16 protein-coding genes, 1 other RNA gene and 3 pseudogenes are annotated in these 17,728 nt (G+C 71.8%); 7 read left to right on the plus strand and 13 right to left on the minus strand.

Annotated features, from left to right (window positions below; translation table 11 throughout):
* Positions 1-82 precede the first annotated feature (82 nt).
* On the plus strand, positions 83-796 hold the full coding sequence (locus F3T56_RS30110; RefSeq protein ID WP_149828498.1) for a GAF and ANTAR domain-containing protein: 714 nt from the start codon (positions 83-85) through the stop codon (positions 794-796).
* A gap of 201 nt (positions 797-997) precedes the next feature.
* Here the strand turns inward: F3T56_RS30110 and F3T56_RS30115 are convergent, their stop codons facing one another.
* The gene (locus F3T56_RS30115) at positions 998-1,654 is read right to left on the minus strand and encodes a four-helix bundle copper-binding protein (RefSeq protein ID WP_149828499.1); all 657 of its coding nucleotides are present in this window, start codon (positions 1,652-1,654) and stop codon (positions 998-1,000) included.
* A 274-nt stretch (positions 1,655-1,928) separates the two neighbouring features.
* Between F3T56_RS30115 and F3T56_RS30120 the strand changes: the two genes are divergently transcribed.
* Positions 1,929-2,462 (plus strand): hypothetical protein, encoded by a 534-nt coding sequence (locus F3T56_RS30120; protein WP_149828500.1) that lies wholly within the window; start codon positions 1,929-1,931, stop codon positions 2,460-2,462.
* Positions 2,463-2,527: 65 nt separating this feature from the next.
* On the opposite strand, the gene F3T56_RS30125 is transcribed toward F3T56_RS30120, so the two are convergent.
* From F3T56_RS30125 to F3T56_RS30140, 4 genes are all read right to left on the minus strand, one after another.
* Positions 2,528-2,932, minus strand: a complete 405-nt coding sequence (locus F3T56_RS30125) for a hypothetical protein (RefSeq protein WP_172639210.1) — start codon at positions 2,930-2,932, stop codon at positions 2,528-2,530.
* 48 nt (positions 2,933-2,980) lie between these two features.
* Entirely contained in the window at positions 2,981-3,553 is a 573-nt protein-coding gene (locus F3T56_RS30130) for a hypothetical protein (RefSeq protein WP_246204050.1), read from the minus strand.
* A 70-nt stretch (positions 3,554-3,623) separates the two neighbouring features.
* On the minus strand, positions 3,624-4,358 hold the full coding sequence (locus F3T56_RS30135) for a YqjF family protein (RefSeq protein ID WP_149828502.1): 735 nt from the start codon (positions 4,356-4,358) through the stop codon (positions 3,624-3,626).
* A 127-nt stretch (positions 4,359-4,485) separates the two neighbouring features.
* On the minus strand, positions 4,486-4,743 hold the full coding sequence (locus F3T56_RS30140) for a hypothetical protein (RefSeq protein WP_149828503.1): 258 nt from the start codon (positions 4,741-4,743) through the stop codon (positions 4,486-4,488).
* A gap of 407 nt (positions 4,744-5,150) precedes the next feature.
* On the opposite strand from F3T56_RS30140, the pseudogene F3T56_RS30145 reads away from it, so the two are divergent.
* Together F3T56_RS30145 and F3T56_RS48370 are read left to right on the plus strand one after the other, a co-directional pair.
* A pseudogene (locus tag F3T56_RS30145) lies at positions 5,151-6,107 on the plus strand (Rieske (2Fe-2S) protein).
* Between the two features lie 145 nt (positions 6,108-6,252).
* A complete protein-coding gene (locus F3T56_RS48370; protein ID WP_246204052.1) occupies positions 6,253-6,687 on the plus strand; it encodes a DUF1360 domain-containing protein in 435 nt (144 codons plus the stop codon).
* Between the two features lie 20 nt (positions 6,688-6,707).
* On the opposite strand, the gene rnpB is transcribed toward F3T56_RS48370, so the two are convergent.
* From rnpB to F3T56_RS30170, 4 genes and pseudogenes are all read right to left on the minus strand, one after another.
* An RNA gene (gene rnpB / locus F3T56_RS30155) (RNase P RNA component class A) lies at positions 6,708-7,110 on the minus strand.
* A 127-nt stretch (positions 7,111-7,237) separates the two neighbouring features.
* Positions 7,238-8,017: pseudogene (locus F3T56_RS50210) on the minus strand (DMT family transporter); the annotation flags it as partial.
* Positions 8,018-8,096: 79 nt separating this feature from the next.
* Positions 8,097-8,927 carry a helix-turn-helix domain-containing protein gene (locus tag F3T56_RS30165; RefSeq protein WP_149828504.1) on the minus strand — a complete coding sequence of 277 codons (831 nt, stop codon included), beginning with the start codon at positions 8,925-8,927 and terminating at the stop codon, positions 8,097-8,099.
* A 397-nt stretch (positions 8,928-9,324) separates the two neighbouring features.
* Positions 9,325-10,801: pseudogene (locus tag F3T56_RS30170) on the minus strand (RNB domain-containing ribonuclease).
* 155 nt (positions 10,802-10,956) lie between these two features.
* Between F3T56_RS30170 and yaaA the strand changes: the two are divergent.
* On the plus strand, positions 10,957-11,739 hold the full coding sequence (yaaA, locus tag F3T56_RS30175) for a peroxide stress protein YaaA (protein WP_149828505.1): 783 nt from the start codon (positions 10,957-10,959) through the stop codon (positions 11,737-11,739).
* A 56-nt stretch (positions 11,740-11,795) separates the two neighbouring features.
* On the opposite strand, the gene F3T56_RS30180 is transcribed toward yaaA, so the two are convergent.
* Genes F3T56_RS30180 through F3T56_RS30190 form a run of 3 tightly spaced genes read right to left on the minus strand, consistent with a single transcriptional unit; the run spans position 11,796 to position 14,723 of the window.
* Positions 11,796-13,091 carry a bifunctional RNase H/acid phosphatase gene (locus tag F3T56_RS30180; protein WP_149828506.1) on the minus strand — a complete coding sequence of 432 codons (1,296 nt, stop codon included), beginning with the start codon at positions 13,089-13,091 and terminating at the stop codon, positions 11,796-11,798.
* 22 nt (positions 13,092-13,113) lie between these two features.
* Complete coding sequence (locus tag F3T56_RS30185; RefSeq protein WP_149828606.1) at positions 13,114-13,857, minus strand: zinc ribbon domain-containing protein; 744 nt, start codon at positions 13,855-13,857, stop codon at positions 13,114-13,116.
* Positions 13,854-14,723 (minus strand): Nif3-like dinuclear metal center hexameric protein, encoded by an 870-nt coding sequence (locus F3T56_RS30190; RefSeq protein WP_149828507.1) that lies wholly within the window; start codon positions 14,721-14,723, stop codon positions 13,854-13,856. The genes F3T56_RS30185 and F3T56_RS30190 overlap by 4 nt, the downstream gene beginning before the upstream one ends.
* Before the next feature lie 243 nt (positions 14,724-14,966).
* On the opposite strand from F3T56_RS30190, the gene F3T56_RS30195 reads away from it, so the two are divergent.
* Both F3T56_RS30195 and F3T56_RS46465 read left to right on the plus strand, forming a co-directional pair.
* On the plus strand, positions 14,967-16,355 hold the full coding sequence (locus F3T56_RS30195; protein WP_246204033.1) for a hypothetical protein: 1,389 nt from the start codon (positions 14,967-14,969) through the stop codon (positions 16,353-16,355).
* 135 nt (positions 16,356-16,490) lie between these two features.
* The gene (locus tag F3T56_RS46465) at positions 16,491-16,664 is read left to right on the plus strand and encodes a hypothetical protein (protein ID WP_172639212.1); all 174 of its coding nucleotides are present in this window, start codon (positions 16,491-16,493) and stop codon (positions 16,662-16,664) included.
* A 119-nt stretch (positions 16,665-16,783) separates the two neighbouring features.
* Here the strand turns inward: F3T56_RS46465 and F3T56_RS30200 are convergent, their stop codons facing one another.
* Positions 16,784-17,725 (minus strand): 3-oxoacyl-ACP reductase, encoded by a 942-nt coding sequence (locus F3T56_RS30200; RefSeq protein WP_149828508.1) that lies wholly within the window; start codon positions 17,723-17,725, stop codon positions 16,784-16,786.
* Positions 17,726-17,728: the final 3 nt, after the last annotated feature.

The raw sequence follows: 17,728 nt of genomic DNA on the forward strand, positions 1-17,728 counted from the left end.
CGGTGGCCGTCCGCTCGGATGACACAGGGAGACACGTGACGGTGGGCATCGGGGCACATGCGTCAGGGCTGCGGAGGGCCGGATGACGGCCGAGGCGACGAAGGCGGTGCGGCTGGTCGCGGAAGCCGCGGCGGGCACCCCCGGCGAGGAGGTTCCCCGGCGGGTGTGCGCGGCGGTGTGCGAGGGACTCGGCGTGGACGGTGCCACCTTGTCGTTGCTCACCGACACACCCTCCCGCCAGCTGCTCGCCGCGTCGGACGATGCCGCCCTGCTGCTGGAGGAGATCCAGTTCACGGTGCTGGAGGGGCCCTGCATCAGTGCCGCGCAGACCGGCGAGCCTGTGGCCGTGGACGACCTGGGGCAGGAACTGACGCCCTGGCCGCTGTTCGGGGCGATGGCGCACGAGAAGCTCCCGGAAGTGGGCTCGGTGTACGCGCTCCCCCTGTTCTTCGGCGACTACGTCCTCGGGTCGGTAGACCTGCTGTCGACACGGCCCCGCGCTCTCGATGAGGACGCCCTGGAGCAGGCGTCCCACGTGGCCGACGCGGTGACGGCAGCGCTCATGCCCACCCGCGAGATGCTGCTCACGGGGAATGACGCCCCGGCGTGGGAGCCGGAGCAGGTCGTCCGTGCCCACTGGTTCGACACCTGGCGTGCCGTCGGAGCCCTGGCGGCCCGACGGCGGATCAGCCCTGAGGACGCCCTCGCCCTCATGCGCGCCGAGGCCCTTCGCACCGGCAGGTCATTGCCGGACATCACCACGGACATCCTGCGCGACCCGCCCGGTACGTCGTAGGCGCGCGGGTCCAGAGCAACTGCTCAGGCGCCCGTCAGCAGGTCGTGCTCCCGGACAGCTGCCAGGGACAGCGTCCTGGAGCCGACCTGCTCGAGGCGGCGGCGCCGGACACGACGACCAAGGTCGGCGTTGGACTCCAGCAGGGCCTTGACCTGTTAAGGCGTGATCATGCCGGTCCGTCCTGGCCACCGATTCGCCGCGCTAGGACCCGCGCTTCCCGCTGATCGCGTCGATGAGCTCTTCCTTACGCATGTCGTGAACACCGCTGAGGCCCTTGTCGCGGGCCATGTCGCGCAGCTCGTCCATGTTCATCTCGCGGAGTTGCTCCTCGGAGACCTCCTGGGACGCCTCGGACGTTCCAGACGTCTCTGCCCCGCCGCCCATGGAGGCTCCGGCAGGCGTCGTCGCGCTGGGCGGGGACGTGGGGTACCCCTCGCCGGCGTCGCTCGAGCCCATCTGCTCGGCCAGCCGACCCAGCAGCTGTTCCGTCTCGCGGCACTCCTTCGCGGACAGCTCGAAGTACGGAGTGCCCTTGAACTCCTCGGCAGCGTCCGCGCTCGCGCGCAGGACGGTGCGGGTCGCCTCGATGATCGCCATCGTCGTCGGCGCGTCGTATCCCGTCTGGCGGGCCAGGATCCGGGCCGCGACCGTACACAGGTCGGCGCAGTCGTTGTCCAGGCGCACGCACTTGATGGACATCACGATCTTTTCCGGGTCCTGCTCGGCGGCGGCCGCGTCGGCGCAGGACAGACAGACGCCGGCGCACTCGTACAGCTTGTCGACCGCCTCGCCCAGCATTTTGGGCGGCATCCCGGTCTCGGCGGGGTAGGCGTCGAGCAGCTTCTCGACCAAGGACATGGCATCCTCCGTACATCAGGGGTGGGGTCGGAAATGCCTGTTTCGCGCGATTCGCGCCACGGGTACCCGCACCTGCGCTCGCCACCCACTCCGATGGCGTTGTAGCCGGTCCCGGATCTCGCCGGTACTTTGCACGGCCCATGTGCCGGGCCCAGGCGACATGGGAGAGATAGGCGGCACAGTCGGGGTGCTCCCCGCCCACCGGCGCCCACCGGGACGCCGACCGCCGCGCGACCGGTGGGTGAAGGCGGTCGCACCGGGTACTCGCCAGGGCATGATCAAGCGCGCACTGTGGCAGGGACTGCTCGCCGGTACCGCCGGAGGCGTCGTGATGACTCTCGGCGAGAAGATCGAGCAGGCCGTCACCGGCCGGCCCGATTCTCATGTGCCCGCGCGGGTCCTGCAGCGACTGACCGGCCTGCCCGAACGACCCGGACCCCAGCCGCTGCCGGTCAACTGCGCCATGCACTACGGCCAGGCCGCCCTCCTCGGGGTGCTCCGGTCGGTCATGGCCCAGGCCGGACTGCGCGGACCGCTCGCCTCCGCCAAGTTCGCCGTCGTCCGCCTCACCAACGACCAGATCCTGGAGAACGCGACCGGCGTCGGCGCCCCACCGCAGACCTGGCCCCGCAAGGAACTCGTCGTGGACCTGCTGCACAAGGCCGTCTACGCCTTCGTCACGGGTGCCGTCGCCGACGCCCTGGCCGCCCGCGGCGGCCCCGGCCCCGGACAGCGCCACGCCGCCGCCCGCCCCGGGCGCCACGCCCACGTCGGACCGCTGCCCCGCAGGCATGCCTACGGGGGATGAATCCGGCAGTCGTCACCGAACGGTCGGGAGCAGCCGTCCGGGCGGTGATAACGGGAGCCGCTCGTTCACCGTCGGCCGCTCCTGACGTCCCCCGTACTCCGCGCTGGGGACAAACGCAGCCAGGCGGCGATCCATCCGGTCTGCATCGCGGCATCGAGGAGGTATGTCGGCCGGATCCGCCCCTTGGGTACGTAGACCAGGTCGACGGCCAGCAGCGTCACGGCGGTGCCCAGACCGACACGGCGGGCGTGGGCCGGGCCCTGCGCGTCCCCGGCCGCCGCGAGCTGGGCGACGCCCGCGGAGGCGAGCAGTCCGCCCGTCGTCATCTGCAGCCACACGTCGGTCTTCGGGCCGAAGACCCACTCAAAGCTGCGCAGGTGCAACAGGGGCCACAGCCCACCCACGATGTTGAAGGCACCGTGCGCGACCGCGAGCGTGTGAGCGGGCCCCCGCACTCCGGTTCTGCTCAAGGGACATCCCTCCTTAGGTTCCGGCCGGGTACCCCTGCCCAGGCGCCCTCACTCCGGACCGAGTTCGACCGTCGTCGTGACCCGGGTGACGGAGGGGTTCCTCGGCGCCGAACCGAACCCGAAGCGCACGGGCGGCTCGACGGGTGCCATCGCCCCGAGGTCCGCGCCCTCGTAGGCGGCCGAGACGGCACGGATCGGCAGCAGGTCCCGGGCGCCGTACCACTCCCGGCGGCCCCGGCCGGCGCTGCCCCGGGTGCGCACGCCGGGCACCAGCAGGCGGGCGGGCCGGTCCGTCAGCGCGCTCCATGCCGGACGGCGGGCGAGCGCGCCGGGCACGGTCCGCAGCGCGAAGCCCACAAGCCCTCGCCGGCCGGTGGTGAAACGCAGGTCGAGTGGCCCGGCGGTGACCGTCCAGGCGTAGTCCGTGACACTCACCTCGACCGGGACGACACGGACCGTGTCGAAAACGTAGGTGCCGCTGACGAAGTCCGCTGTCTCCCGCGTGGGGGCCAGCAGCAGCCTGTCCCCGTCGGCCCGCTCCAGCATCACGTCGCTGAACGCTCCGAAGGGCGAGCCCTGCCAGTGTCCGACCACGATCCGTGTGCCGGAGGAGGTGCCCATGCCCGCGATCCAGCCGTCGAAGCGCACGCGCGGGCGTCGCGTGACGGCGCCGGAATTCCGGCAAGGGGAGTCAGGAAGACTGGGAGACGCGCTCCGGGACGCACGGCCTGGAGGGCCCGAGCCGTACATACCTGACTCCTTCCGAGAAGTGCACCAGGGGCTCACCGAGGGGGGCTTCCCGAAGGCCCGCCGCGGCGGTCAGCGTCTCCTCCAGTACATCGACGCCGGCGTCGGCCAGCGGCCACGGCTCGTGCTCGACGGGCGTCTCCCAGAGCATGCCGAGCCTGCGGGTGTACGCCCGCCAGCGCGAGGTCAGCCACACGTCCCGCTCCGCCGGCTCGATCGGGTCGCCCGGGCGGACGACCAGGCGGTAGGACGCGTCACCGATCCATCGGGAACCGGAGTACGAGACGGTGTCCCCGTCCGTGGACACGCGGAGGGTGCCCGGGTTGTACGGTGCGCCGATGGCCCGGGCCGCCACCATCGGGGGGAAGGCGACCTCGATGGACAGGAACCAGAGCCCGTCCCGGCCGTCACGGTGCCGTACGTACGTGCGCAGGTTGGTCTCCGCGAACGTCGGCAGGCCGGGCAGCGAGGCGGGAACACCGGGTGGTCGCACGTCCGCCATGACAAAGGGAGTGAGCCCCACCCAGGCGGCCCCCTCGTACTCGTCCACGACCAGTCCCCCGGGCAGGAGCGCCTGGACCGCCTCAGGCCGGAACGGCCAGTGGACGAACGTCTGCGTCAGCCAGCCCGCCCGCAGCGCCGGCAGGCGCACCCGCTGCTCTGCTCCGTATGCCACCACGGGCGTCGGGTCCCCCGCGCACGCTCGAAGGAAACCCGCAGGCCCCGGCACGGCGGGCGGAACGGCGCCGGCCAGATCATGAAGAGGGCCAGGACGCCGGGCGTCCGGGCGAAACGCCTCGCCCGGCTCAGGGAAGGTAGTAGGTCTGCCGCAGGAACGCGGCCGTGTCCCGCAGGGCCTGGGTATAGCCCGCCCTATCGCGCGCGTCGGTGTCGGTGCGCCGGCTTTCGGCCTCCGCCCACTGGTCGAGGTGCAGGGCGATGTCGAGGTGGTTGCGGTAGAGCGTGCCATGTTCGCCGTCGAGGGCCGCTCGTGTCCGCTCCTCGTCCCAGTCCTCCAGCTCGCCGGTATCGAAATCCAGCAGTTCCTCATCAGGCCGCTGCACGGTTTCCTCCTTCGTTCTCCTCGGGCCGAGGACGAGCAGCCCAGTCGTCCCTCCCAGGTACCCGTCATCGGATCCCAGTCGCGTCTGATGACCGGCTTCCAGACGACGGACTTCTGGTCGAGAAACAGGAAGTAGCGTCGCTTCTCCTCGGGGTCTGCCACTGCACCTGGCTGAGGCCGAGTGCGCGCGCTTCGGCCAGCACGGCCTCCAGTCAGCACCGGACCCACTCCGCGACCCCGGTGGCCGTCCCTCAGGAACAGGCAGTCCATTCCGCCCTACCGCGGCGCGTCCTCGCCCGCCGGCTCGTGGCATGGGGCCGTTGCCGGGGTTCATCCGGCCTGGTCGGCCGTTTGCGGTATGCGCAGGTGGGGACCCGGCTGCGCATGACCACGACGCCACGCCGTCGGATGCGGCAGAACCGGGTCCTGTGGCTGCTGGACCGCCTGGAACGTGCCCCCCGGGCCGATGCGGTGATCGACGCGATCGGCCGGGGTGTGCGTGCCCTGCCGCTCGGTCACGGCCGGGACGCGCTGCACGGAAGGTGGCTGGGCCACCCCGTGCATCCGCTGATGGTGCAGGTGCCGATCGGCAGCTGGCTGTCCGCGGCCCTGCTCGATCTACGGCCCGGCCGCTCCCGTGAAGCGGAAGTGCTCATCGGCGTCGGCCTGACCGCCGCCGCCCCCGCGGCCCTGGCAGGCTGGGTCGACTGGGCGGAACTGCACCGCCAGCAAAAACGCGTGGGCCTGGTGCACGCCCTGAGCAACGTGACAGCCGTCGCGCTGTACGCCACCTCACTCACCTGCCGCCTCAAGGGACGCCACGCGGCCGGCCGAGCCTACGGCCTGCTGGGACTGACGGCGGTCGGAGTCGGCGGCATGCTGGGCGGCCACCTCGCCTACCGTCAGGCATCCGGCGCCAACCACGCCGAAGAGGTGCCGCACGTGGTCACGGAGGGCTGGCACCGGATCGGCACCGTGGACGAGTTCCCGGCCGGCCGGCCCGTGCGGCGCAGTGTGGACGACGTACCGGTCCTGGTCGTGCGCGAACCCGGCGGCACCATCCACGCGCTGGCCGACCGGTGCAGCCACCTCGCCAGACCACTGTCCGAGGGCACGATCGCCGACTGATGCGTCCAGTGCCCCTGGCACGGAAGCGTCTTCCGCCTCTCCGACGGCTGGAACGTACGCGGCCCCGCCACCGCTCCCCAGCCCGCCTTCGACACTCGGATCACCGACGGCCACGTCGAGATACGCCTGCGCCAGGACGACCGGGCGGAGCACACGGACAACAGCCGGGAGACAGAGCGGCAACCGGGAGCCGCGGAGAAGGGTGTGACCCATGGATCCTCTGGCCACCACACCTGACAACAGGGCTGACACCACAGGTGACGCCGCAGCTGACAAGACGGCTGACAGCCGCCTCGCACCACGCCTGCGCGAGCTTGCCCGGCGCACCGGACGACAGTACTCCGCAGGGCACGACCGGCCGCTGAGCGGCTATCTCGCGTCCATGACGGGATTCGGGGCGTACACGGCGGCCTGGGCCACGGCGGTACGGCTGCGCGGGTGCCCCCTGCCCGACCGGCCCCAGCCCTGGGACGTGGTCCTGACCTCGGTCGCCACCTTCCGGCTCAGCAGGCTCCTGAGCAAGGCGTCCGTCACCGGTCCGCTGCGCGCGCCCTTCACGCGGTACGTCGGCCCGCAGGGCCCCGCCGAGCTGCACGAGGAGGCGGATCCGGAGGGCGGCAAGGGGACACCTCGTACATGTACTTCCGAGTGCATCGAATCCGAGATGCCTCCTCCAGAACGGCACTGGATCACATTTGACACCCGGAATGCCCGGATATGCGGCACGGATGGTAGACGGGGACGACAATACTTAAGGCCCGAATTCGACGCGGATTCGACCCGAGCAGTTTGTTCAGCGAGTAAACATGCCCTCTGACCTGCGGAAATAGAGAGCGGCAGACGAGTCGGGCTGTACGCCGGGTTCTGTTCCGGAGGGTTCTCGCGAGCCCTCCGGCGACGGCCATCCATCTAGGGCCGACGTTGCCGTCGGCCTCGTGCGGTCTACCCGTGGACTTGGGCGGGCAGCCCTCGGGCGTCCACGCAGGGACACCGGGGTGTCCCCTCTTGACCTTGCTCCGGGTGGGGTTTACCTAGCTGCCCAGGTCACCCTGGGCACTGGTGGTCTCTTACACCGCCGTTTCACCCTTACCCAGCACCTGAGCGCTGGGCGGTTTGTTTTCTGTGGCACTGTCCCGCGGGTCACCCCGGGTGGCCGTTAGCCATCACCCTGCCCTGTGGAGCCCGGACGTTCCTCGGGAAGCCCCCTAGGGGGACTCCACGCGGCCGTCCGCCCGGCTCGTCTGCCGTGTCGACCATGCTACCGGGCGCCCGCCGGTCCTCGGTCCCGGTGGTGTCGGTGACGCCGTCGCGAGGAAGGAGCCGGCCAGGATCAGGGCGAAGGATGCCAGGACTCCGGGCGTGAGTTGCTCGTCGAGGAAGATCGCGCCTGCCGCCACCGCCACCGCCGGGTTGACGTACGTGAAGACCGTCGCCCTCGTGGGGCCGACCTCGTGGACCAACTCCAGGAAGGCCACGAAGGCGAGGGCCGTGCAGATCACGCCCAGGGCCGTGAGGGACGCCAGGGCGGGGGTCGAGGGCATGGTGGGCGGGCGGGTCAGGGCCGCCGCGGGGGCGTAGACGAGGGCCGCGAGGAGGAGGACCGGGGCTATCAGCTGGAGGGTGGGGACCTGCTTGAGGTGGCGGGCCATGATCAGGGGAGCTATGGCGTAGCCGACCACCGTGATCAGGACCTCCGTGAGGGAGAGGACGTTGCCTCCTGTGAGGTGCGGAACGGTCAGGACCGCCACGCCGCCCAGGCCCAGCGCGAGCCCGGTGATCCGGCGGGCGCCCAGCCGTTCCGTGTCGCCGAGGAACCGGGCCAGGACGACGCTCAAGATCGGTACGCCCGCGATCAGGAGGCCGGCCGTGGAGCTGGAGAGGTGGCGTTCGGCGTCGGTCAGCGTCCACCACGGGCCGATGACCTCGATGACCGCGAAGGCCAGCATCGGGCGCCAGTGTGCCCGTACGGTCGCGGCCAGTCCGCCCTGACGGATCGCGAAGGGAAGCAGGAGGGCCGCGCCGAGGGCACAGCGTACGAAGACGACCATGGACGGCGACACCTCGTCCACGGCCACTTTGATCATCAGGTAGGGGATGCCCCAGACCACTCCCAACAGGGAGAAGAGGAACCAGCCGCGTGCAGTCATGGGGGGAGTCTCGGCCGGGTCGGCGACCTACGTCTTGAACGCTGTTGCGCCTCGCCCACGGCTTCTACGGCATCCACGCCTACTGCGGCTTCGGTGTCACGCCCATGCGGTACGCCGCCGGTGTCACCCCCAGCACCCTGCGGAACCACCTCGTCATATGGGCCTGATCCGCGAAGCCCACCTGGCCGGCCGCCTCCGCCGGGCGGGCGCCGGACTCCAGCAGGGTGCGGGCCCGGGCCACGCGGTACTGGGCGAGCCAGGCGTACGGGGGCATGCCCATGGTCGTACGGAAGGCGCGGAGGAGCTGGTAACGGGAGAGGCCCAGGTCGGTGGCGAGGTCGGCGAGGGAGGGCGGGGCCATGAGCTCGTCGGCCAGGCGGTCTCGTACGGCGTGGGCGATCGTGCTCGCGCCGGGGACCGTGTCCGGTGCCGGGCGGGACGTGGAGTGGCGGCGGGCCAGGGCCGTGAGCAGCCAGGGGAGGCGGGACTCGGCCTCCAGGAGGTCGGGGCAGGTGCTCAGCTCGGCGTGGGCGGTGCGCAGGGCGGCGGCGAGTTCGGGGTCGTGGAGGACGGGCTCGCGGAAGTGCGGGATGCCGCCGAGGATGCCGTCGGTGAGGAGGGCGGTGGCCGGGTAGAGCGCGCGGTAGGCGTAGGTGCCGTACGCCGACTCGCCGGTGTGCGGTTCGCCGGGGGCCAGGACCACGATCGCGCCCTCCCCCACGGTGAGGGCGCCGCCCCGGTAGTCGATGCACGAGGCGCCCAGCACGCAGATGCCCACGCTGAACTCCTCGTGGGTGTGCGGGGCGTAGCGGTGGCGGTCGAAGCGGGCGGTGAGGAGGTCGAGGGGGCGGTCGGGGCGGCCGAGGGTGGCGCGGGTCCAGCGGGTGCGGGTCTTGCCGTGTTCGTTCACCTCGTGCCCCGCTCCCCCGGTCCTCGCCCCTCCGCCACCGGTTCTCCAGGCTACGCCCACGTCAGGCTTGCGCCCCGCCGGTGGCCCTCGCTTGACCCTGCCGCAACGTCAACGTTTCTGCTGGTCCCATGGTGGGTGCGGTGCCGATCGTGTTCGGTTCCTGCTGCCGTCGACGCCGCTGGATGCGGCGGGTCGGGCGCGGTGTGGAGACCGCCCTGCCGGACGCTTTCCGAGCCGGTGTGGACCCGGCCGGGGCAGGGAGCAGGCCGACGGTATGAACATTCGCCGCCAGGACTGCGCCGTAGCGCCCTCGTCCCCACCTCCAAACGGAGAGCGGGACGGCTCGTGCGCTTCAACGCCGACGAGTCCGATCAACTCGCACGTGCTGTGCAGGAGTTCACGCCGGCACGAAGCGGACCTTCGCCGTCCCCGGGTGCGCCCGCGTGAGTCGCACCCGCAGTCGCCCCCCCCAGCGGCAGCCGCTCGCCGGCCGCAGCGTCGAGGCGGCCGATGATCGCCGGGGACTCCAACTGCACGGTTCCTACCGCCGGTTCACGCTTGTCCATGTCTTCCACGTCCTCCACGTCCACCACCCAGCCGTCGAAGACCTCCCCGACCCGGTCCATCAGCAGCGCGGCCTCGACGATGTCCACGCATTCGCGTTCCACGCGGCCCGCCCGGCGCGTGCCGTCGGCCATCTCGTCGGGGAGGGTGTCGAGGGCGGCCAGGACCCAGTCGGGGGGCGGCTCTCCGGCCGTCGCCGCGAGGCAGATCTCCGAGGCGTAGCGGTCGACGAGGCGGCGGAGCGGGGCCGTGCAGTGGGCGTAGGGGGCGGCGACGGCGGAGTGCGTGGTGATGTCGGGGAGGTCGCTGTCCCGGAAGACCGTGTAGTGCGCGCCGCGCAGGAGGGTCGTGCACTCCAGGAGGAAGGCCGCGTGACGGGGTTCGTGCGGGTCGAGGGAGCGGACGAGTTGCGCGTACGAGACGTGGTGGGGCCAGTCGATGCGCAGGGCCGTGGCGGTACGGCGCAGGCGGCCGACGGCGCCGTCGGGGGCGGTGGGGAGCGTGCGCAGTACGCCGGTGCCGTGGGCCAGCATCAGGTCGGCGGCGGCCATGCCGGTGAGCAGGGAGATCTGGGCGTTCCAGCCGTCGGCGGGGAGGGGGGCGCGGTACGCCAGCTCGTAGCCTTCATCGCCCTCGTCGTGCTCGATGATCTCCTGCTCGGGGACATTGAGGGAGACGCCGCCGCGTTCGACCTCGAGTCGCTCGCGCAGCTGTCCGATCTCCTTGAGGAGGGCGAGCGGTTCTTCCGCGGTGCCCGCGTCGATCTCCTTCTGTACGCCCTCGTAGTTCAGCTTGGCGCGGCTGCGCACCAGCGCGCGGCGGACGTCGACGGAGGCGGTACGGCCGTCCGTGTCGAGGTCCAGCGTCCACAGCACCGCCGGGCAGGTGTGGTCCGGGAGCAGGCCGGCGGCGCCCTCGGAGAGGCAGGCGGGGTACAGGGGGACCCTGTCGTCGGGGAAGTACAGGGTCATCACCCGGCGGTGGGCCTCGGCGTCGAGCACGGCGCCGGGGGTGACGAACGCGGCGACGTCGGCGATGGCGTACCGGACGCGGTAGCCGGCGCCGCCCGGGAGGCGAGACAGATGCATCGCCTGGTCGAGGTCGGTGGCGGCTGGCGGGTCGATGGTGAAGAAGGGGATGTCCGTAACGTCGTACGACGGCAGGCGGGGCGAGTGCGCCGCGTGCTCCGCCTCTACGAGGACCTGGAGCGGGAAGACGTCGGGCACACCGAGTTCACCGCGCAGCGCGCGCAGGGCCGCCCGTAGGGGAGCCTCGGGGGCGCCCATGACGCGGATGTGGCGGCGGGGCATGGGTCGAGCGTAGGGCGGAGCGGGCGGAACGGCACCCCGACCGCACCCCGACCGGGACGTACCGAGGCCCTCGCTCGCACCCCGGCCGCCGCTGCGGAAGCCCCCCTTCCCACCCCGTACTCTGTCGCGGAGCCCTACAGACGCAAGGAGTACCCGTGCTCGTCCTGCTGCCCCCGTCCGAAGGAAAGGCCCCCTCGGCGGGTGGCACTCCGCTGAAGTTGGAGGGCCTTTCCCTGCCGGCGCTCACCGGGGCGCGCGAGGCCGTGCTCGGTGAGTTGGTCGAGCTGTGTGCGGGTGACGAGGACAAGGCCCGGGAGGTGCTCGGGCTGAGCGAGGGGCTGCGGGGCGAGGTCGCCAAGAACGCGGAGCTGCTGACGGCGGGGGCGCGCCCGGCCGGGCAGATCTACACGGGGGTGCTGTACGACGCCCTCGACCTGGCCACGCTGGACGCCGCCGCGAAGAGGCGTGCCGCGCGCTCGCTGCTGGTCTTCTCCGGGTTGTGGGGCGCGGTTCGGGTGACGGACCGTATCCCCTCCTACCGCTGCTCGATGGGCGTGAAGCTGCCCGGCATCGGCGCGCTGGGCACGCACTGGCGTACGCCGATGGCGTCGGCGCTCCCCGAGGCGGCCGGCGACGGTCTCGTCCTCGACCTGCGGTCCTCCGCGTACGCCGCCGCCTGGAAGCCGAAGGGTGAGGTGGCCGGGCGGACGGCGACCGTACGGGTGCTGCACGCGCCGACCCGGAAGGTCGTCAGCCACTTCAACAAGGCGACCAAGGGCCGGATCGTACGGAGTCTGCTGGCGGCCGGGATCGCCCCCAAGGGTCCGGCGGAGCTGGTGGAGGCGCTGCGGGACCTCGGGTACGTGGTGGAGGCGGAGCCGCCGGTGAAGGCGGGGGCGGCTTGGGCGCTGGATGTGCTGGTGGACGAGATCCACTGAGGCCCCCACCGGCAGCGCCGGCGCGGGAGGCGGCGGCCCTGCGCCACCGCCTCCCGTCAGCGCAGGTGTGATGTGTCGTTGAGGAGGCGGACGGTGGCGTTGCCGTCGGCGTAGTACGCCAGTGCCGACAGTGAAGCCGCCGACAGTTCCATGCGGAACAGAGACTCCGGGGGTGCGCCGAGGGCCAGCCGTACCAGTGTCTTGATCGGCGTGACGTGGGTGACGAGCAGGACCGTACGGCCCCGGTACGCCGCGACGAGCTCGTCCCGGGTGGCGGCGACACGGTGGGCCACGGCCTCGAAGCTCTCGCCGCCGCCGGTGGGTCGGGCGTCCGGCGAGGCCAGCCAGGCGTTCATGTCGTCCGGGTACCGCTCGCGCACCTCGCCGAAGGTGAGCCCCTCCCAGGCGCCGAAGTCGGTCTCCCTCAGTCCGTCCTCGACGGCGACCCTCAGCCCCAGCCGGGCGGCGACGATCTCCGCCGTCTCGCGGCAGCGGGCCAGCGGCGACGACACGATCGCCTGAATGGTGCCGCGAGCGGCCAGGGCATCGGCGACGCGCTCCGCCTGATACCGCCCGACCTCCGACAACGCCGGATCCGACCCGCCGCTCCCCGAGAACCGCTTCTCCGGCGTCAACGGGGTCTCGCCATGCCGGAGCAGTACGAAGGTGGCGGGCGTCCCGAGATCGGGGGCGGCGGACGCGACGTTCGTGGCGGCACGGATGTCGGCGGCGGCCTTGGAGGGGGTGGTGTTGCCAGGGGTGGCAGTGGCTCCCGCGCCGCTCTCGACCTCACCACGGGCCCCCGCCAGCGCCGCCCGGGCCTTCGCCGCGCCCGCCGTCGCGTCCCCCGGCGGGCCCGACGGCTCGGGTACGGCGGCGGTCCCGGTCCTCGTCGCCCGGGCGTCCAGCTCCGCCGTGGACGTAGACGCGGACCACTGTTCGCCGCGCCTGCCCGCGTCCATCGCCTCGTTGGCGAGGCGGTCGGCGTGCTTGTTCTGCTCTCGCGGGATCCACTCGTAGGTGACCTGGCCGGGCGGGAAGACGCGGGCGGCCTCGGTGGCCAGCGGCTTCATGTCGGGGTGCTTGATCTTCCAGCGGCCGGACATCTGCTCGACGACCAGCTTGGAGTCCATGCGGACGCGGACGGTGGCCGTCGGGTCGAGCGCGCGAGCCGCCTTCAGCCCGGCGATGAGACCCCGGTACTCGGCGACGTTGTTCGAGGCGACGCCGATGTGCTCGGCCGCCTCCACCAGCGTCTCGCCGGTCACCGCGTCGAGGACGACGCAGCCGTAGCCCGCGGGCCCCGGGTTGCCCCGGGAACCGCCGTCGGCCTCGACGATGAACTCCCGCACGACAGAAGCCCCTTGTCGCCCCTCAGAGGCCCGACTCGCCCGTGCGCACCAGGATGCGGCGGCAGTTCTCGCAGCGGATGACCGTGTCGGGCGCGGCCTTGCGGATCTCGTTGATGTCGGTGATCGACAGCTCCTGGCGGCAGCCCTGGCAGGTGCGCTGGTACAGCTTGGCCGCGCCGATGCCGCCCTGCTGCTCGCGCAGCTTGTCGTAGAGCTTGAGGAGGTCGGCGGGGACGGAGCCGGCGATGACCTCGCGCTCCTTCGTCACCGTCGCCGCCTCGCCGTCGATCTCCTCGAACGCGGCGTCCCGGCGGGCGGTCGCGTCGTCGATCTTCCCCTGGACGGCACCGACCCGCTCGGTCAGTTCGGCGACCCGCTCCTGCGTGGCCTCCCGGCGTTCCATGACCTCCAGGACGATGTCCTCCAGGTCGCCCTGCCGCTTGGCGAGGGAGGCGATCTCGCGCTGGAGGTTCTCCAGGTCCTTCGGGGAGGTGATGGCGCCGGAGTCCAGGCGCTGCTGGTCGCGGGTGGCGCGCTGGCGCACCTGGTCCACGTCCTGCTCGGCCTTGGTCTGCTCGCGGGCGGTGTCGCTCTCCTCGGTCTGCGCGGCCACGAGCAGGTCGCGCAGCTGCGTCTGGTCCTTCGTCAGCGACTCGATCTCGGCGTGCTCGGGCAGCGACCTCCTACGGTGCGCGAGCTGCTGCAGGCGTACGTCGAGGGCCTGGACGTCGAGGAGTCGGATCTGGTCGGCGGGCGCGGCGTTCAGTTGGGGGCTCCTGCAGTTGATTCGGGGGAGGCCGCGTGGGCCGTCCAGGGGTCGGTGACCGTCTTGGAGACGTGGACGCGCAGTCCCCATCCCTCCCGGTCGGAGATCTCGTCGAGCTGGGCGGCGGCCAGCTCGCACCAGGGCCATTCGGTGGCCCAGTGCGCCGCGTCGAGCAGCGCGAGAGGGGTGCCGGTCGCTTCCGTCGTACGGGCGACGGCCTCGGAGGCCGGGTGGTGACGCAGGTCCGCGGTGAGGAAGGCGTCAACACTCGCCGCGCGTACGTCGTCGAAAAGGCTGTCGCCGGAGCCGCCGCTGACGGCGACCGTGCGGACGACCGCCTCGGGGTCGCCGGCGACCCGGATGCCCTGCGCGGTGGCGGGCAGCCGCTCGGCGGCCCGCGCGGCCAGTTCCCGTACGGTCAGGGGGTGGTCCAGCTCGCAGACCCGGCCCAGACCGCGCCGCCCTTCGGCGTCGGAGGGGTCCGGTACGAGCGGTCCTACGACCCTGAGGTCCAGCGCGCCCGCCAACGCGTCGCTGACGCCCGGGTCGGCGGTGTCGGCGTTGGTGTGGGCGACGTGCAGCGCGATGTCGTTCTTGATCAGGGTGTGCACGACCCGGCCCTTGAAGGTGGAGGCCGCCACCGTCGTCGTACCGCGCAGATAGAGCGGGTGGTGGGTGACCAGCAGGTCGGCGCCCAGCTTCACCGCTTCCTCGACGATCTCCTGGACGGGGTCGACGGCGAACAGGACCCGCGTGACCTCCTGGTCGGGGTCTCCGCAGACCGTGCCGACCGCGTCCCATCCCTCGGCCCTCTCGGGCGGCCAGAGGGCGTCGAGCGCGGCGATGACTTCAGACAGACGGGGCACGCACCAAAGGCTACCTGCACCGCTCCCCTCCCAGACCGGCCGCGGGTCACTTGACCAGCCGCACCTCCGGCCCCATGGCCGGACCCACCCGCCCGACCCCGCGCCCGAGGCGTCGGCCAGCACATAAACCGCCGTTCACTCAGGCGAATCGCGGGACGAACACCCTTATGTGTGAAAGATGAGCCCGGTTGTCGCCCGTCTGTGCGTGCGAAAACTAGCTTCGTCGCTGGAGGTGATCGCACGATGACGGCCTGTACATCCCCATCACCCACGACGGGCCTCGGGAACGACGGGAATGAGACGGGACGGGAGAACGAGACGGAGCAGCGGAACGAGCAGAGGAACGAGGGGAACGGCAGGAGCCAAGGGATCGACCACTACGGCGGAACCGACAGCACCGGCCGGACCGACCGCGTCGACCGGCCCGTACCCCCGCCCGGCTGCGTGATCACCGCCGACGGCTCGTACGCGGCACGCCTCGCCCTCGCCGGCCAGTCCTGGTTCCCCGAGCGCTGGACCCTGGACGGCCCCGAGCCGTACGCCGTCCCGTTGCCCGGCAACCAGCCCGAGGAACCCGGCACCGAAGTCCTCCCCATGACCGACGGCCGCGTCCTCATCCACCGACTGGCGGCCGGCCGACACCTGTTCTCGCTCCTCTACCCGACCGGCCCCGGCACCGGCGAGCTTCAACTCGGCTCGGTGGAATACGCCGACCCGTCGACCGAGTTGCGGCTGCTGCGGCCCGGTCCGTGCGGGGAGCGGGCGTACGCCCTCGCCGTGGGCGCCCGTTCCACGACCGTATGGCTGGTGGTGGGCGGGGCCTTCGGGCCGGAGCGGCTGGCGGAGATCCCGGGGCGCTGTTCGGGCGGGGTCTGGCTGGACGGGGCGGGCCGACTGCTCGCGCTGGACCAGGAGTTGGACGGCCGGACGAAGACGGTGGCGGTGGACCTGGAGCTGGACGGCGAGGTCTCGCCACTGCTGCAGATCTCGGACCACAGCAACGACCGTCTGCTGCTGGCCGACCCCGAAAGCGGGCTGCTGCTGATCCGCTCCGACGCGCCCTCGCCCGGCCAGGACCGGCTCGGCTGGGGCGTGCTGGGCAGCACCCTGCCGGTCCGCTTCCCGGAGTGCCTGCGCGTTCCCGACGGCCACCGCATCACGCCCTTCGCCATCCAGCCCGGCCAGATCCTGACCCCCGAGCGCTGCGCGGTCGCACTGCGTGTCGACGGCGCCCGCGCTTCCTGGGTCGGCGTCTGGCGCCCGGCCTCACGGCAGGTCCACCATCTGGCCGCTCCCGAGGGGTGGTTGGCGGGGGCCGGGCTGTGGAGCCGGGAAGGGGTCCTTCAACTGCCGTACGCCAACGGGGCGGTGCGTTGCGGAGTGGCTCGGGTGGGGGTGTCTTGGGAAGAATCCGTGGAGGTTCCGCAGGAGGACTCTCAAGGGGGATCACTCGAAGATTCCCCGGGGACGGAGCCGGGGTGCGCCGGGGCCCCGGTCGCCGAGGGGGCCGCGTCTTCGGGGGATTCGCCTACGTCAGACGCGGTTTCGTCCGCACCCGCCGCGGCGCGGCCCGTGCCGTTGCAGCAGGCGCCGCTGGAGGGGCGGATGCCGGAGGAGGTGACGGTCGGATAACGATGACCGTGCCGGTGCGACGACGAACGGGAAGTCGGCGGGGCGACACGCCTTTCGGGCGCCTTCGGGCCCTGCCCGGCGGCCCGTTAAACTCACCCGCCGTAAGAAGATCATGCGACGGGGTGAACACTTCCTATGAGCGACGCGCACACAACCCAGCCGCCCACCGCCGACCTCCACGAGGCGGACTTCCAGGAGGCGGAGGGCCACGGCAAGCATCGCGGCCGGCTCTCGGCCCATGAAGCCGAGACGACACCTCGCGGACGTCACCGCAAGCCGGCCGAACAGACGGAGTCGACGGCTGCCTGAACGGCTGCGTGATTCACATCTGGCGAAACGTCAATGCATCGTCAATGCACTGACGTGCCCCGCCACTTCACCACCATGGGGCCTCGCTCGTCATCACGGACGAGCGGGGCCTTATGTCTTCAGACCTGCCCCTTCAACCCCAGCACCTCCACCGCCGCGAACGTCTCCCCCTCCGGCCGGTCGGCGTAGTAGGGCGTGAGGAGCGCGTCCAGTTCGTCGTACGTGAACGTGTCCTGCTTGGTGTCGAACTTCGCCTGGACGCGGGGCCGTTCGACGACCGCGACCATGCCGCCGTGGACGACGAGGAGCTGCCCGTTGACCTGTGCGGCGGCGGGCGAGGCCAAGTAGCCGACGAGCGGGGCGACATGCTCGGGGGCGAGGGGATCGAGACCGTCGGTCTCCGGCTCCGGCTTCCCGAACACGTCCGCGGTCATCCGCGTCCGTGCTCTCGGACAGATCACGTTCGCCGTCACGCCGTACTTGGCGAGGGCGAGGGCAGTCGACGTGGTGAGTCCGACGATTCCACCTTTCGCCGCCGCGTAGTTGGGCTGCCCGGCGGAGCCCGCGAGGAACGCCTCGGACGAGGTGTTCACGATCCGCCCGTACACCGGTCCCCCGGCCGCCTTGGAGCGCTCGCGCCAGTGCGCGGCCGCGAATCGGGTGGTGCTGAAGTGCCCCTTGAGGTGGACGCGAATCACCGCGTCCCACTCCTCCTCCGTCATGGAGAAGACCATGCGGTCGCGGAGGATGCCGGCGTTGTTGACGAGGATGTCGAGCTTGCCGAACTCGCCGACCGCCAACTCGACCAGTTCCTGGACCTGTTGGAAGTCGGCCACGTCCCCGGTGTGGGCGAGCGCCTTGCCGCCCGTCGCGCGGATCTCGGCGGCGACCTCCTCGGCGGGTGCGGCGGAAGCCTCGCCCGAGCCGTCCCGGCCGGGCTGCCCGTAGTCGTTGACGACGACGGCCGCGCCGAGCCGGGCGAGTTCGAGCGCCTCGGCCCGGCCCAGGCCCCGGCCGGCGCCGGTGACGATCGCGGTGAGTCCCTCAAGTGGGAGCGACATGCG

This window comes from Streptomyces tailanensis (genome assembly GCF_008386495.1).
GTDB lineage: Bacteria > Actinomycetota > Actinomycetes > Streptomycetales > Streptomycetaceae > Streptomyces > Streptomyces tailanensis.